This window comes from Sphingomonas arantia, assembly GCF_042682045.1.
In the GTDB taxonomy this organism is placed as follows: Bacteria; Pseudomonadota; Alphaproteobacteria; order Sphingomonadales; family Sphingomonadaceae; genus Sphingomonas_R; species Sphingomonas_R arantia.
On sequence record NZ_JBHUGS010000004.1, the window covers coordinates 210,704 to 225,944 of the forward strand.

Here is a 15,241-nt window from a genome sequence, read left to right on the forward strand (position 1 = left end):
CCTGCGACGATCGCGGGGAATTTCAAGGTTTTGCGATGACGAGGAATCTGTTCGGCGCGGTGGCAGGGTGCGTGATCGCCACGGCTACCGCGTCCGCCGCCGCGACCGGGCCGGCCGAAAGCCGGGCGGAGATCGATACGCAGATCGAGCGGACCTATCCCGCGCTCGACACCCTGTATCGCGACCTGCACGCGCATCCCGAACTGGGGATGCAGGAGACGCGCACAGCCGCGCTGCTGGCGCAGAAGATGCGTGGGTTGGGCTTTGCGGTGACGGAAAAGGTGGGCGGGACCGGGGTGGTCGCGATCTACCGCAACGGCGCCGGGCCGACCGTGATGGTGCGGACCGAACTCGACGGGCTGCCGATGGAGGAGAAGACCGGGCTGCCCTATGCCAGCCGGGCGCAGACGGTGTTCGACGGCAAGTCGACGTTCGTCGCGCAAAGCTGCGGCCATGACGTCCATATGGCGGCCTGGGTCGGCACGGCGCAGGCGCTGGTCGCGATGAAAGCGCGGTGGACGGGCACGCTGATGTTCATCGCGCAGCCAGCGGAGGAGCAGCTGAAGGGCGCGAAGGCCATGCTCGACGCGGGGTTGTTCACCAAGTTCGGGAAGCCGGACTATGGCTTTGCGGCGCATGTCGGATCGGACGTGACCGGTACGGTGATCGTCAAGGACGGTGTGACCAGTTCCAATTCGGACAGCGTCCAGATCACGTTCAAGGGGCGCGGCGGGCACGGGTCGATGCCGAGTGCGACGATCGACCCGATCGTGATGGGCGCGCATTTCGTGAGCGACGTGCAGAGCGTCATCAGTCGGCAGAAGGACGCGAACGCGTTCGGCGTCGTGACGGTCGGCAGTTTCCAGTCGGGGACGGTCGGGAACATCATCCCGGACCAAGCGGTGCTGAAGCTGAGCCTGCGGTCGTTCGACAAAACCGTGCGTCAGCTGCTGCTCGACGGCGTGAAGCGGACCGCGGAGGCATCCGCGGCGATGTCGATGGCGCCGGCGCCGGAGGTGAAGTGGCTGTACGGGACGGCGGCGGTGGTGAACGACCACGCGCTGGCCGAGCGGTCGGCGGCGGTGCTGAAGGCGGCGGGCGGCGATCGTGTTACGTTCGTGCCCGCCAGTGCGCCCGGATGGTCGGCGAGCGAGGACTGGTCGGCGTTCGTCGAGGCGGGCGTGCCGTCCGTCTATTTCACGATCGGCGGGTATAATGCGGCGACGCTCGCCCGGTACAAGGCGCGCGGCGAGGCGGTGCCGAGCAACCATTCGCCGTTCTTCGCGCCCGATCACGACAAGGCGATCCGGACCGGCATTCGGACATTGGCACTGGCCGTGCTGATGGTCGCGGAACCGAAATAAGCCCGAGCCCGGCTCAGCCGCGGCGCAGGACCACCGCACCGTCCGTGGTCCGTTCGGCCGTGATCGCGAAGCTGGCCTGGAGCGCGCCGACAAAGGCGTCGCCGTCATGCACGCCGAACCGCCCGGCGATCGCCAACGACGCGATGCGCGGATCGCCGATCAGGATCGGCTGGTCGCGGTAGCGGTTGAATTCGGCCACGGCCTGTTCGAGCGTTTCGTCCTTCAGTTCGATATAGCCGTCCTGCCAGGCGACGCGCTGGCGGAGCAGCGCCACGTCGAGATCGGTCGTCGCGACCACATCGGGCCGGATCAGCGTCGTCTTGCCGACCCCGACCTGCGTGCTCTGCCCGTTGGCCGCGATCACGGACACGAGGCCGTGGGTAACGGTCAGTTCGACATTGTCGGTACGTTTGCGGATGTTGAACGCCGTGCCGAGCACCTCGACCCGGGCGTTGCCGAGATCGACGACGAACGGACGCGTTTCGTCGCGCGCGACCGTGAACAGCGCCTCGCCCGCGATGAACCGGACCAGACGCTGCGAGGCGTCGACCGAGACATCCAGCCGCGTATCGGTGTTGAGCGCGATCGACGATCCGTCGGACAGCCGCGCGACGCTCTGCTGCCCGCGCCGCGTTTCGTGGCGGTCGCCGTCGGCAAGCATGACGCGGCCGAGCCCGATCGCGCCGACCATGGATGCCGCGATCAGCGACATGCCGAGCGAGCGCCGCGACAGGACGGAGGGCCGGGCCGTCGTTCCGGGCGCGCCGGGCGGGGCGGGCGTGTCACGCAGCCGGGCGTGCGGGCTTGCGTCCCACGCCGCTTCGGCCGCGACGAACGCGACCGCGTGGCGGGGATCGGCGTCGATCCACGCCTCCGCGCGCGCACGGTCCGCGGGGTCGGGATCGTCGCTAAGTCGAACGACCCACTGCGCCGCCTCGCTCGCGATCGCCTCGCGTTCCGCTCTCGCTTTGGACGGTGAGTCCAACGACATAATCCTCTTGTTCCGCCAAGGCCCGCGTCACGTCTTTCAACGCCTTGGTCAAATGCTTCTCGATCGTAGAGACGGACAGGCGCATGATGTCCGCTACCTCGATCAGCGAATGACCCTGGACACGGCGCAGGATGAACGCGCGGCGCGGTTGCGGGGGCAAGGCGTCGATCACGCGTTCGAGCCGGCGCAGTTCATCGCGCGCCGTCAGCATATGTTCGTACGACGCGCTGCGTTGCAGGTCCTCGATATCGGCCATCAGGTCGAAAGATATGATCACCTCGCGACGTTGCCGGTCGATCAGGATGTTGCGCGCGATGCGCGTCATGAATGCCAGACCGTAGCGGATGTCGCGCCAGTTTTCTGCGGCGAAGGTCCGCGCCAGGACTTCGGCGACGACGTCGTCGACTTCGTGCGGGTCGTTCAGGATGCGGCGGATACGCTGGCGCAACGCACCCTGGTGCGGATACACCGTCTCCTTGAACCAGGCGAGCTTCTCGTAGCGATCGTTCAAATCGGCACCCCCCGTGCGATTATGCGATCCTCTCCTACGGCCCGCGCATCAAAGCGTCTCGGTAGCCGGCTGTCGAGTCACAAAAGCTTAAAAAGGTTCCCGCAGAGTTGGGGGTTGTGTCGACGTCGTCCGTCCTACCCCCTGAAGGAGCGAATGCTCCTCGACTTCAAGGGGGTAATGATGTTCGACCGGAGCGGACGCGCGAGCCTGATCGCGCACGCCAGCAGTTTCGTCATCGCGACGACGATCGTCGCCAGTCCGGCGCTGGCGCAGGACATGCGGTTCGACATTCCGGCGCAGCCCGTCGGCAGCGCGTTGCAGGCCTTTTCGAAGCAGTCCGGATACCGCGTGCTGTTCCCCCCGCAGAGCGTCGGCACGGTGACGTCGCACCCGATCGCCGGCCGTTTTTCGAGCAGCGCGGTCCTGCGGATGTTGTTGAAGGATACGCCGCTGACGATCGCGGCGATCAACGGGAAGGTCGTCGCGCTGACGGTCCGTCCGCCGGCGTCGGGGGTGGTGCCGGCGAGTCTGAGATCGGCAGCGCAACCATCGGGTTTCGCGGTGCAGGACGCGCCCGCGCCGCCGCCGGCCGCGGGCGAGGCGGAGGACGCGACGCCGCAGAGCGAGATCGTCGTGGTGGGGTCGCAGATCAAGGGCGCCAAGCTCAACGCCGCGTTGCCCGTGACGGTGATCGGGACGGCCGAGATCGAGGCCAGCGGTGCGGTGTCGGGCGACGAACTGTTCCGATCGGTGCCGCAGTTCGGCGACGTGACGTTCAACAGTAGTTATCTGCCGGGCAGCAGCAATTCGGCGCGCGGCGACGTGGGGTCGGTCAACTTGCGCAACCTGGGGATCGGCAACACGCTGGTACTGCTGAACGGACGGCGGGTCGTCACGCATCCGACGAGCCAGGCCAATACGCAGCTGGTGCCGGTGCTGAGCTACAACACCAACGCCATCCCGGTGAACGGGCTCGACCGGCTGGAGGTGCTGCGCGACGGGGCGGCGGCGATCTATGGCGCGGATGCGGTGGCGGGCGTCGTCAACACCGTGCTGAAGACCGATTTCGACGGCGGCGACATGTCGGTGCAATATGGCGGCGGGGAGGGGACCGGTTTCCGCGAAGTCAACGCGAACGGGGTGTTCGGCAAGAATTTCGCCGAAGGTCGCGGGAACATCACGGTGTTCGCCAGCTACGACCACGGCACCGGGCTGGACACCACCGAACAGTCCTACACCGCGTCGTCCAACCGGACCGCGTTGTTCGCGGGCACCCGGTTCGAGGGGGCGACATCGCTCGACGGGCGGAGCGCGACGACGCCCTGGGCATCGTTGCAGACGCCGGCGGCATTCGGGACGGTGCGCCGCGGCACGACCGCGCTCACCAGTTCGTCGGGGCTGTTCCACATCCAGCCGACGACCAGCGCGAGCTGTCAGCTGGGGATCGGCAACGGCCTGTGCATCGACGACGGCGCGATCGCGACCGCGGGCGCGGACCGCAACCTTCGCCAGGATACCGCGGCGGCGGGCACGTCGGTCCTGCCCCGGCTGGACCGCGTGAACCTGTTCGCCAGCGGTCATTACGACCTGGACGACAGCACGACGATGTTCTTCGAGGGTGGCTATTATCTCGGCAAGACGCATGCGGAGCAGAGTCCGATCTCGACGCTGACGTCGATCCCGATCACCGTTCCGGCGAGCAATTACTGGAACCCGTTCGGTGCCGCGGTCTTCGCCGACGGCACGATCAATCCGAACCGCGTGGCCGGCACCAACGTTCCGGCCGCCGGGCTGTCCGCCACGGTGCGCAGCTATGCCTTCACCGATTTCGGCAACATCGACGTCGACGTGAAGAACCAGCAGCTGCGCGGCCTGATCGGCTTCCGCGGCGAACATGCGGGCTGGAACTGGGAATCGGCGCTGAGCTATTCCGAGGCGACGGTGCGGGACGTCAGCGATAACATCTCGCTGACCGCGCTGGCCGCATCGCTCGCCAAGTCGACACCCGATGCGTATAATGTCTTCAACGGCGGGACGATCGACAACCCGTCGACCGGCGATGCGACGCCGAACAGTGCGGCCGTCATCGACGGTCTTCGCCAGAAGCTGGTGCGCTATACCAAGTCGACGCTCGGCACGTTCGATTTCCGCGTGTCGCGGCGTGATCTTCTGACGCTGCCCGGTGGCGATGTCGGATTCGCGGCCGGGATCGAGGCGCGGCGCGAAACGCAGCTCGACGACCGCGACCCGCGGATCGACGGGACGATCACCTATACCGACCCAGCGACGCAGGTCGTGTACGGCGATTTCGTCAATTCGAGCATCAATCCCGATACGGCGGGGCACCGCGAGGTCTTTTCCGCTTACGGAGAACTGGCGATCCCGGCGATCTCGCCCGAAATGGACGTGCCGTTGATCCGCAGCCTGGAATTCCAGGTGGCCGGGCGTTTCGAGCGCTACAGCGATTTCGGCGACATCGCGGTGCCGAAGGTCGCGGGGGCGTGGGACCTGTTCAAGGGCGTCCGGCTGCGCGGGTCGTGGGCGAAGTCGTTCCGCGCGCCGAACCTGGAACAGACCAACGCGGCGCTCGTCACGCGCAGCAATACGCGCACCGACTACGCATTCTGCGAGGCGGACCTGCGCGCCGGCCGGATCACGAGCTTTTCCAACTGTGCCCGGTCGCAGCTGACGACGGCGCAGCGGGCCGGCAATCCGGACCTGGACCCGGAACGCGCCAACACGATCTCGTTCGGCACCGTGATCGAACCGCCGTTGCCGACCGGGTTCGGCAATCTGACGCTGACCGCGGATTATTGGCAGGTGAAGCAGACCGGGCTGGTCGGGATCTTCGGCGAGGGCAACGCGCTGATCCTCGACTATCTGCTGCGCCAGACCGGGCAGACCAACCCCAATGTCGTCCGCGCGGCGGTGACGAGCGACGATATCGCGGCGTTCGCCGGGACCGGACTGACGCCGGCGGGGCAGGTGCTGTTCGTCAAGGACCAGTATGTGAACCTGTTGCCGCAGACGGTGCGCGGGCTCGACCTGAACCTGATCTACCGCACGCCGGAAACCAGCGTCGGTCGCTTCAACCTGTCGGTCAACGTCGCGCACCTGATCAAATTCTATCAGGATCCCTCGCCGGGCATCGCCGAACTGCTGGCGGCGCGTGACGCGGGGGAGATCAACGCGGGAACGACGATCACCGGCGGTGGCGACCTGAAGCGCCAGAACGGGCGGCCGGCCTGGAAATGGTCGGGGTCGCTCACCTGGTCGCTGGGCAATGTGACGGTCGGCGGCTTCACATCCTATATTGGCAGCGTCGAGGACACCAACCTGATCGATTCCGCGGGGTCGCCCTGGGTAGTCGACGATCAGGTGACCGGTAACCTCTACGTCGATTATCGCTTCACCAGCGGGGCGCTGGACGGGACCAGCGTGCGGGTCGGCGTGCGGAACCTGACCGACGAGAAGCCGTCGCTGTCGTCGGACGGGTATCTCGGCACGTTGTACACGCCCGTGGCGCGTTACTGGTACGCCAACATCCGGCACCGGTTCTGATCCGGTGCGCGCTGTCGAGGGTCGCCCACTTCACCCGTCCTGCCGTTGCGAAGGAGATCGTCCGATGACCGAACGTAGGACCCGTATCGCCCTGCTGCTGGCCGGCGCGGTGGTGCTGGCGTCGCCCGTCGGTGCGGCACCCAAGGGCGCAGTGGTCGCGATCGTCGGGGCGACGGTGTTCGACGGCACCGGGGCCGCGCCGCGCGCCGCGACGGTGATCATCGAGAACGGCCGGATCCGGCAGGTCGGTGCGGGCCTGACGCCGCCGCGGGGGGCGACGGTGATCGACGCGCGGGGCAAGGCGCTGCTGCCCGGCTTCTACGACCTGCACACGCACTGGACGCCGGCGGGGAACCCGGCGACGACGCCGCAGATCGCGACCGCCTATGTCGCCGCCGGTGTCACGACGGTGAACGATTTCCACGAACAGCCCGAATCCTACGCGCCGCGCCGTGCCTGGTTGTCGACGCTGGTCGCGCCGCACGTCAATTTCGCCGCGCGGATCAGTACGCCCGGTGGGCATGGCGCGGACTGGGGCGACCAGTCGACGACGATCTGGATCAACACGCCGGACGCCGCGCGCGCCGCGATCGCGAAGCTGAAGCCGTACCAGCCCGACCTGATCAAGGCGTTCACCGACGGGTGGCGTTACGGCCTGTCGCCCGACAATACGAGCATGGACGAGTGGACGCTGCGCGCGCTGACCGATGCGGCGCACAAGGAGGGGCTGGAGGTTCTGACCCATACCGTGACGGTCGATCGCGGTGCGATCGCGGCGCGGGCCGGTGTGGATGCGCTGGCCCACGGTCTTCAGGATCGCGAACTGGATCCCAAGGCGCTGTTCGACATCTCCGCGTCGAAGATGGCGCTGGCCCCGACGCTGGCGGTCTATGAACCGAACAAGCCCGGCAGCCCGCCGCTCGACCGCACCGATCCGAAGGTCGCGCCGCGCTTCGTCAAGTTCGGCTATGCGCTGAAGAATGTGAAGACGATGTACGATGCGGGCGTCCGGGTCGGGCTCGGCACCGATGCCGGGATGCCGGGGACGCCGCACGGCCGGTCGACGCTGCGCGAGATGGAGCTGCTGGTGCAGGCCGGGTTGACCCCGACGCAGGCGCTCGTCGCCGCGACATCGGCCAGTGCCCGGATCATGCATCAGGACGGCGACCGTGGCACGATCGCGCCGGGCCAGCGCGCCGACATCGTCCTGATCGACGGCAAGCCGTGGGACCGGATCGCCGATGTCCACAAGGTGTCGCAGGTGCTGATCGACGGCAGGCCGGTCTATGGCACCGGGGCGCCCGCGCTGCCCGCCGCGAACCTGCGCACGCAGCTTGCGTCGGTGACGATCGGGCGGCTGGTCGACGATTTCGAGCGCGCCGACCAGCGATCGTCGCTCGATACGCTGCGGCTCGAAACGCCGGACGGCGGGATGGACCGGTCGCTGGAAATCTCGCAGGTCGTGCCGCGCGACGATGGCGGGCACGCATTGTCCGTCTCGGCCAAGCTGAGCATCAAGGAGGACCCCTATGCCGGCGTCGCCATCCCGCTGACGCGCGGATCGGTGCAGGGCGTCGATCTGCGCGGCTATACCGGCGTGCGCGTCGATATTCGCGGCGACGGCGCCTACGCGCTGAAGCTGAACGGGTTCGGTCGCAGCTGGACCGCGCCAGTCAAGGCCGCGAGCGGGTGGACGACGGTCGACGTGCCGTTCAGCGCGTTGAAACCCGTCGCGATGGGTAAACGCGCAGGCACGCCGTGGACCGCGGACGGCATCGTCCAGGTCGAACTCGGCGCGACGCGCGATCCAGGCGAGCGGATCTGGATGCAGATCGACAATGTCCGCTTCTATTGACCGACACCCGAAATGCCGTTCGGAATGGTCACGAAACTCGATTGGGGGGACTGATGCGTAGGATCGTTGCCATTCTGTTTGCCGTGCCGCTGATCGTCGGCGCGGCGCCCGATCCCAGGACGGCGCGTGCGGTGCATGACCGCGCGATCGTGCTCGATACGCATTTCGACACGCCGGCCAATCTGGGGCGGGCCGGGTGGAGCATCATGGACCGTCACGACGTGGCGACGACGGGCGACCAGGTCGACGTGCCGCGGATGGTAGAGGGCGGTGTCGATGGCGGGTTCTTCGCGATCTACACCGCGCAGGGGCCGCGGACGCCGGAGGGCGACCGGGCGGCGCGCGACGCGGCGCTGGTCCGCGCGGTGCAGATCCGCGAGATGGTCGCCGCGCACCCGGACGTGTTCCGGCTGACGACGACCTCGGCCGAGGCACGCGCGGCGGTGGCGGCGCGCAAGCGGTTCGTGTTCATGAGCATGGAGAACGGGTACCCGTTCGAGGCGGACCTGACGCTGATGCGGACGTTCCAGCGGCTGGGCGTGACGATGATGAGCCCGGTGCATTTCCGGGACAACGACCTGGCGGACAGCGCGACCGACAAGCCCGAATGGAACGGGCTGAGCGAGACGGGGCGTGCGTTCGTCGCGGAGGCGAACCGGCTGGGGATCGTGATCGACGCGTCGCACAGTTCGGACCTGGCGCTGCGCCAGATGATCGCGCAGTCGAAGGCCCCGATCATCCTGTCGCATTCGGGCGTGCGCGGGGTGTTCGACCATCCGCGCAACGTGAGCGACGCGGACCTGCGGCTGCTCGCGGCGAAAGGCGGCGTGGTGCAGGTCAATGCGTTCAACGGATATATGGTGCCGCAGCCGAAGATCGCCGAGCGCGAGGCGGCCATCAAGGCGCTGATGACGGGGATCGACCCCGCCAAGGCAACCGATGCCGATCGGCGCAAGGTGCTGGCGGGGCGCAAGGCGATCGACGCGCGATGGCCGGTGCCGAAGGCGCGGTTCGACGACGTGATGAAGCACCTGTTCCACGCGATCGCGGTGGCCGGGATCGACCATGTCGGGATGAGCGGCGATTTCGATGGCGGCGGCGGGGTCGAGGGGTTCGACGACGTGTCCGATTATCCGAAGGTCAGCGCGGCGTTGCTGGCCCGCGGGTTCAGCGCGGCCGACGTGGCGAAGGTCTGGGGCGGCAACGCGTTGCGCGTGCTCGACGAGGCGCAGCGGCGGGCCGAACCGGGGGTGAAGCCGGTGATCCCGGTGACCGGCTGATGCTCCGTCCATCTCTGTCCCCGAGCGAGGATAATGCCATGACCGAAGCGACCGTGCTGCCCGAGGAAGCCCGCGACGATTTGCTCGACCGTGGTTACACGCGGCGCCAGCTGGCGCGGGTGGGGAGCGTTTTCGGAGCGGGCGCGGTCGCCGCCGCGTTCGGGCGGCCGGCCTGGGCGTCGGGCGGCGTCCCCGATCCGGCGCCGACCGCGAAGGTGCGGATCGGATCGAACGAATGCTGGGCCGGGCCGCTGCTGCCGGGTCAGCGCGCGGCGCAGAAGATCGTCGCGAGCAGCAACCGCTATGCCCCGCACGACGAGCGCAACGATTTCCTGAAGGCGGTGATGGCGGTCGAGGGCGTGCCCTATGACCATATTGCGCCGTGGCCGGGATCGAGCGATCCGCTGTCGCGGGCGATCGTGAGCTTCTGTTCGCCGCAGCGCGGGCTGGTGACCGCGGACCCGACGTTCGAACTGGCCGGGCGGACGGCGGACTGGCTGGGCGCGCCGGTCAAGCGCGTGCCGTTGAGGGCGGATTATGCGCACGATGTCCGCGCGATGCTGGCGGCGGACCCGAATGCCGGGGTCTATTATGTCTGCACGCCGAACAATCCGACGGGGACGACCACGCCGGTTGCCGACATTGCCTGGCTGATCGCCAACAAGCCGGCCGGTTCGGTGGTGCTGGTCGACGAGGCCTATACGCATTTCGCGGGCGTGCCGGTGGCGTCGCCGCTGGTGGCGCAGGGCCGCGACGTGATCGTGTTGCGGACGTTTTCGAAGATCTTCGGCATGGCGGGGATGCGGATGGGCTTCACGATGGCGCGGCCGGACCTGCTGGCGAAGATGATGCGCTATGACGGCGGGATGCAGTCCGGCGCGTTGCCGCTGCCGTCGCTGGCCTGCGCGACGGCGAGCCTGACCGCAGCCCCGCTGATCGCCGCGCGACGGACCGAGATGGAGGAGGCGCGGGGGATCGCGCTCGACCACCTGCGCGCGCGGCGGGTCGCGGTGAAGCCGACCAATGCGAACATGTTCATGATCGATTGGAAGACGCGATCGGCCAAGGACGCGCAGACCGCGTTCCGCGCGCAAAGCGTGGAGATCGGGCGGTCGTGGCCGATCTGGCCGACCGTATCGCGGGTGACGGTGGGATCGGCCGCGGAGATGAAGGCGTTCTGCGTCGCGCTGGACAAGGTGCTGGCCTGACGCGCCGGCGCGGGAGTGCCGGTCAGAAGCGCATCGGTTTCACGGTCGTACCGCTCTTGACCAGATAGTCCACGGGGCGGGCGGGGTCGATCGGTTGCTGCCAGTCGGCACCGGCGTAGAGGCGCTTGGCCGGCAGGTCGCGGCAGTCGGCGCCGGCCGCGTCGCACTGGCGGCCGCGGTACAGCTCCACGCTCGTGCTGCCGGCGTTGGTGAGCGTCATGGTGGTGCCGGCGCGGCGGGCGGTGATGGTGTCGGTCAGGACGGCGGGGCGGACGATGACGAGCATGTCGTAGCCGACCAGCACCTTCAACGCCGATCCGGACACCGCGAGTTCGCCGACGACGGGCTTCACGGTTACGCGGTAGATCCGGTCGCGCGGGCTGCGCGGCAGGATGGCGGCGATGCGGATCAGCTTCCGCTCGCCCGGTTCGAGGATCATCTTCTGCGGGGTGACGAGCAGCCCGCTGGCCGCGGGATCGTTACTGGCGACGCGGCGCTCCTGCGGTGTGCCGGGGTCGAGGATGCTGGCCGGTTCGGCGACGACGTACATGCGCTCCTCGCCATTGTTGAACGCCTCGACATCCGCACGTGGCGGACCGGCGGGCATGAGATCGAGCACGACCTGGCTCAGCACAAGCTCCGCACCGGCGGGGGCGGCCATGAGGCCGAGCGCCGCGCCGGCCAGCATGAGAAGGCGGTAGCGCCGCCGCGGACCGTACTTCATCGTCATACCTGTTCCCCCGTCATTGATCTGGTTTCGTATCGGCCGGTCGCAGCCCGGCGGCGGCGGGCCGGCAGGTAAGACTCCCGAGTGCGGCATAGCCTTCCTTCGCCGGGCCGGCGCGGACCGCAATGCGGCAGCGGCGCCCATCCGACGAACGGACGTCGAGAACCGCATTCGATGCGGCCTCGACCTGGAAATAGCCCGCCACATCGGTGCTGCCGATCGCGCCGGTCGTGGTGATCGCGGCGTCGGCCACCGGCGATCCGTCTGGCCAGACGATCCGGCCGAACATGGCGGTGACGCGCGAGGCCGACCAGGCGACGCGCGCGACGGTACCGGGATAGACGCTGACCTGCCGCATGCCGCCGTCGAGCCGGATCAGTTCCTCGCCGACCGGGCGGAGGCGCACCGCATATTGGCGGTAGGCCGGGACCGCGACGGACAGCGTTCCGCCCGCCCGGACGATGCCGCGCGCGGCGTTGTCGACCAGCACCTCGAACGGGGCCGGGCTGGCGGGCGGGTGCGCGGCGTCGCTGGCGCTGTCGCTGACCTGGACGACGATCACGCTGTCGTGACGATCGCGACCCTGCATGACGAGGTTCCCGCCGACCGCGGCGGCGCTGGTCTGGAAGCTGAGGCTGTACTGGGTCGAGCCGTTGTTGCCGCCGATCGGCTGCGCCACGTCGGCGAACAGCGATCCGACCCCGGTCCGCAGATCGGCATGCGCGCGGGCGAGCGTGCCGTAGACCTCGCGTTCCAGGCCGCCGGACGCCGACAGGTCGCCGCCGAGCACATTGTCCTTTTGCCACGATGCGGCGATGCCGCCGACCGCGGTGGCGGCGGTGCTCGCTTCGTCGCCCTTGTTTGCGCGGAAGCCGCCCGTCGCGGCGAGCGACGTGGCGCCGCGCAGGCGTTGCAGGCTGATGCCGACATAGGCGGAGTGGCCGCGATTGGTGAGCGTGGCGTCCGCGCGGAGCATCAGCTGGAACCCGCCGCGCTGGACCAGCGGGACCGATGCGCTGGGGCCGATGCCGTAGGACTGGCCGGCGCGGGCATCGCGGCGGTAGAAGCCGCTGAGGCCCGCCTGACCACGCGGCAGCGAGTAGCTGATCGTGCCGTAGAATTGCGTGAAGGCGCCTGCAGCGAATTGCGCGCGGTCGGGCGTGACGAGGCCGGGGCGGTCGAGGATGCCGTCCATGATCGGGATCAAGTCGCGCCCCCGGCGGCTCCAGACGCGGCGCAGGTCGAACGTATAGGTGAGGCCCGCCGTGCCGGACGACGCGGCCTGAATTAGCACGCCGGTCTGGCCGCGGACCGAGACAAGCCCCGCGGTCCGCAGTTGCGCCACCGGGCCGAGCCAGTAGCCGCCGATTTCGAGCAGCGCGGTGCGGTTCGTGCCCATCAGCGTCGCATCGAGTGCCAGTTGCGGCGTGAAGCGGCGAGCGATTCCGGCTTCGTAGAACAGCGTGCGCGATGGGGCGACGAGCCGGCCGCGGCGGTCGTTGGCCAGCACGCCGGCATAGCCGAAGACGATCGGATCGCCGATCGCGGCGATCGCGGCGTTCTTGGTGAAGAAACGCCGTTCGTCGCGGGTGGCGCCGCCCGCCTCGACGATATGGAGCACGAGTTCGTAGGCGCCATCGGGCAGGCTCGCCGTGTCGAGCGACTGGTTTCCAGGCTCGTAGGTCCGCGACGTCAGCAGGCGGCCGTCGCGCAGGATATCGACGCGCGACCGCAGCGCGAGCGAGACGACGAGCGGGCTGCCGGCGATCAGCGTGCGATCGAGCCTTGTATCGATCTGACTCTGCACGCCGACGCCGAGCAGCTTGCGCCGCCCGGTGAGGTCGATGCCGGGCGCCCAGAGTACGCCGGCGGAATAGCGATAGTCGCGCGTGTCGAGTTCGGCCGCGAGCGTATCGGCGACGAGGCCGTAATAGGAGGAGTAGGACAGGTCGTTGCGGACCCGCGCATTGCCGAGTGCCACGATCGCGCGGTTCTGGATCGTGTAGTCGACGAAGCCGCCGCTGCCGGCGATCGTGCCGCCGATCTGGTCGATCAGCGAAAGCCTTGCGTCAGGGGTGGGCAGGTAGCGCCGCTCGCCGGCGCGGTGGACGGCGAGCAGGCGCGGGTGGAAGAACAGGTCGATCCGGAAGCGCGCCGCGTCGAAGATGACGCCGGCGTCGGCGGGTTTGAGCGTGCCGCAGGTGGCGGCGTCGGCGTCGGCGGGGCAGATCAGCCCGGCGTGCGAGTCGAGATCGGGTTGGGCCAGCGCGGCGCGTGCGGTTGTGGGATCGATCAGATCGGGGACGAGCGCGAGGAGGGTGTCGACGTCGAGGAAGGTCACCCGGCCGGAGCTGAACCGGACCCGCGCCTGGCCGAGCGGGCGGCCGCCGGAATAGACGTCGACGACGGTTTCCTGCGGCGCGAGCAGCGTGTCGAAGCCGGCCGGCGCACCGACCCGGAACAGCGAGGGGGCGGCCGGGGTGGCGGCGGGCGCGGTCGTCGCCGGACACAGGGCGAGCATCGCCAGCGTGACCGGGCGGGCGGAGATCGGACGCGCGGTCGGTCGAGGACGCCGGGCCATGAACGACCGGCGCTATTCCGCCGCGATCAGCAGCGTCAGCGTACCGCTATAGGCACCTGCGGTCGCCCGGCTGAGATCGCCCGAGCGCAGCGTGAGGATCAGGCTGGCCGAGTCATTGCCGAGCGCGCAGGCGAGGTTCAGGCCGAGCCCGTTCGTCGTGAGGCCGGAGCGCGTCACGCCGGGAACGAGCGCGGTGCCGGACGTCTGGTCCGCCCGGTCGTTCCACTGGACGTCATAGGGCAGTACCGCGGCGGGGCCGGCCAGCGTGAACGCGCCCGCCGTGCCGCCACCGGTCGCGCGGATGCCGTAACGCCCGCTCAGGCTCGTCGCCGAGATGCAGGCGTTCCTGCTGAGACTGATGTTCTGCGACACGTTGGTGATCGTGAAGCTGTAGTCGGACAGCCGGCTGATCCGCACCTGCTGCGCGTTGCCCGTACCCGGCCATGACAGTCCGATCAGGAGCAGCGCGCAGGCAAGGACGGTGTGCGGGAGCGTCATGATGCCGCCCGCCGATCCCTCAGGCCGGGTTGACGAGCAGCGTCAGCGTACCGGTGTAGTTGGTGAGCGACGGCATCGTCTGAAGCTGTGCCGTGGCGATGGTGACGGTCATGCTGGAGCTGGACCCCGTGGCGCAACCGGGGATGAGCGCGGTCGAGACGTAGCCGGTGGACACGGTGCCGGGGGTCAGCGTCGTTCCGGCGGTCTGGCCCGACGCCTGGTTCCACTGCACATCATAGGCGACGGGCGGGAGGACGCCGGAGGCCAGCGTGAAGGCGCCGGACGCACCGCTGCCGGTCGCGGTGATGGTGTAGCCCTTGGTCGCGGTGTTGCTCCAGACGCAGTTGTTCTGCGAGCTGATCGCCGGGGTGTTGGGTTCGACGTTGGCGAGGGTGATGTCGCTGAGGCCGGTGATCTGCACGCGGCTGGGCACCGAAACGCTGATCTGGATGCTGCCGGTCGAGGTGGCGCCGAGCGATCCCTGCGTTGCGGCGGACACCGGGGCGGCGATCACCGCGCCCATGCAGGCCAGCGCCACGGACCCGGCGCGGGCCGTCGTGCGCAGCCGCGCCAGGACTGGCGTCGCGCGCCCGCCGTGCCGGGCGGCGATGCGGGTTTCGTTCAGTCCGGTTGTGTGTGCCATAACGACGCGCCTATCCTTTGGA

The 15,241-nt window shown here is 68.8% G+C and carries 11 protein-coding genes; 5 read left to right on the top strand and 6 right to left on the bottom strand.

All coding sequences use genetic code 11. The features are described from left to right. Window positions 1–35 precede the first annotated feature (35 nt). On the top strand, window positions 36–1,364 hold the full coding sequence (locus ACFSGX_RS14955) for an amidohydrolase (protein WP_380931114.1): 1,329 nt from the start codon (window positions 36–38) through the stop codon (window positions 1,362–1,364). Between the two features lie 13 nt (window positions 1,365–1,377). Here ACFSGX_RS14955 and ACFSGX_RS14960 read toward each other — a convergent pair whose 3' ends face one another. Continuing rightward, on the bottom strand, window positions 1,378–2,349 hold the full coding sequence (locus ACFSGX_RS14960) for a FecR family protein (RefSeq protein ID WP_380931115.1): 972 nt from the start codon (window positions 2,347–2,349) through the stop codon (window positions 1,378–1,380). Next, window positions 2,273–2,866 carry an RNA polymerase sigma factor gene (locus ACFSGX_RS14965; RefSeq protein ID WP_380931116.1) on the bottom strand — a complete coding sequence of 198 codons (594 nt, stop codon included), beginning with the start codon at window positions 2,864–2,866 and terminating at the stop codon, window positions 2,273–2,275. The genes ACFSGX_RS14960 and ACFSGX_RS14965 overlap by 77 nt, the downstream gene beginning before the upstream one ends. A gap of 153 nt (window positions 2,867–3,019) precedes the next feature. Here ACFSGX_RS14965 and ACFSGX_RS14970 point away from each other — a divergent pair, with 153 nt between their 5' ends. From ACFSGX_RS14970 to ACFSGX_RS14985, 4 genes are all read left to right on the top strand, one after another. Beyond that, window positions 3,020–6,427 (top strand): TonB-dependent receptor plug domain-containing protein, encoded by a 3,408-nt coding sequence (locus tag ACFSGX_RS14970; RefSeq protein WP_380931117.1) that lies wholly within the window; start codon window positions 3,020–3,022, stop codon window positions 6,425–6,427. 64 nt (window positions 6,428–6,491) lie between these two features. Continuing rightward, window positions 6,492–8,282, top strand: coding sequence for a CIA30 family protein (locus ACFSGX_RS14975; RefSeq protein ID WP_380931118.1), 1,791 nt, complete (start codon window positions 6,492–6,494; stop codon window positions 8,280–8,282). Between the two features lie 53 nt (window positions 8,283–8,335). After that, window positions 8,336–9,562, top strand: coding sequence for a dipeptidase (locus ACFSGX_RS14980; RefSeq protein ID WP_380931119.1), 1,227 nt, complete (start codon window positions 8,336–8,338; stop codon window positions 9,560–9,562). A gap of 38 nt (window positions 9,563–9,600) precedes the next feature. Continuing rightward, window positions 9,601–10,770, top strand: a complete 1,170-nt coding sequence (locus tag ACFSGX_RS14985) for a pyridoxal phosphate-dependent aminotransferase (RefSeq protein ID WP_380931120.1) — start codon at window positions 9,601–9,603, stop codon at window positions 10,768–10,770. 22 nt (window positions 10,771–10,792) lie between these two features. On the opposite strand, the gene ACFSGX_RS14990 is transcribed toward ACFSGX_RS14985, so the two are convergent. From ACFSGX_RS14990 to ACFSGX_RS15005, 4 genes are read right to left on the bottom strand one after another with little or no spacing between them, the layout of a single operon-like run. Further along, window positions 10,793–11,500 carry a fimbrial biogenesis chaperone gene (locus ACFSGX_RS14990; protein WP_380931121.1) on the bottom strand — a complete coding sequence of 236 codons (708 nt, stop codon included), beginning with the start codon at window positions 11,498–11,500 and terminating at the stop codon, window positions 10,793–10,795. A gap of 13 nt (window positions 11,501–11,513) precedes the next feature. Beyond that, on the bottom strand, window positions 11,514–14,078 hold the full coding sequence (locus ACFSGX_RS14995) for a TcfC E-set like domain-containing protein (RefSeq protein ID WP_380931122.1): 2,565 nt from the start codon (window positions 14,076–14,078) through the stop codon (window positions 11,514–11,516). 12 nt (window positions 14,079–14,090) lie between these two features. Further along, entirely contained in the window at window positions 14,091–14,576 is a 486-nt protein-coding gene (locus tag ACFSGX_RS15000; protein WP_380931123.1) for a hypothetical protein, read from the bottom strand. Window positions 14,577–14,595: 19 nt separating this feature from the next. Next, window positions 14,596–15,219 carry a hypothetical protein gene (locus ACFSGX_RS15005; protein ID WP_380931124.1) on the bottom strand — a complete coding sequence of 208 codons (624 nt, stop codon included), beginning with the start codon at window positions 15,217–15,219 and terminating at the stop codon, window positions 14,596–14,598. Window positions 15,220–15,241: the final 22 nt, after the last annotated feature.

Coding starts and splice junctions, on each gene's coding strand:
- ACFSGX_RS14955 (WP_380931114.1), top strand. CDS start 36: ATGACGAGGAATCTGTTCGGCGCGGTGGCAGGGTGCGTGATCGCCACG.
- ACFSGX_RS14970 (WP_380931117.1), top strand. CDS start 3,020: ATGCTCCTCGACTTCAAGGGGGTAATGATGTTCGACCGGAGCGGACGC.
- ACFSGX_RS14975 (WP_380931118.1), top strand. CDS start 6,492: ATGACCGAACGTAGGACCCGTATCGCCCTGCTGCTGGCCGGCGCGGTG.
- ACFSGX_RS14980 (WP_380931119.1), top strand. CDS start 8,336: ATGCGTAGGATCGTTGCCATTCTGTTTGCCGTGCCGCTGATCGTCGGC.
- ACFSGX_RS14985 (WP_380931120.1), top strand. CDS start 9,601: ATGACCGAAGCGACCGTGCTGCCCGAGGAAGCCCGCGACGATTTGCTC.
- ACFSGX_RS14990 (WP_380931121.1), bottom strand. CDS start 11,500: ATGACGATGAAGTACGGTCCGCGGCGGCGCTACCGCCTTCTCATGCTG.
- ACFSGX_RS14995 (WP_380931122.1), bottom strand. CDS start 14,078: ATGGCCCGGCGTCCTCGACCGACCGCGCGTCCGATCTCCGCCCGCCCG.
- ACFSGX_RS15000 (WP_380931123.1), bottom strand. CDS start 14,576: ATGACGCTCCCGCACACCGTCCTTGCCTGCGCGCTGCTCCTGATCGGA.
- ACFSGX_RS15005 (WP_380931124.1), bottom strand. CDS start 15,219: ATGGCACACACAACCGGACTGAACGAAACCCGCATCGCCGCCCGGCAC.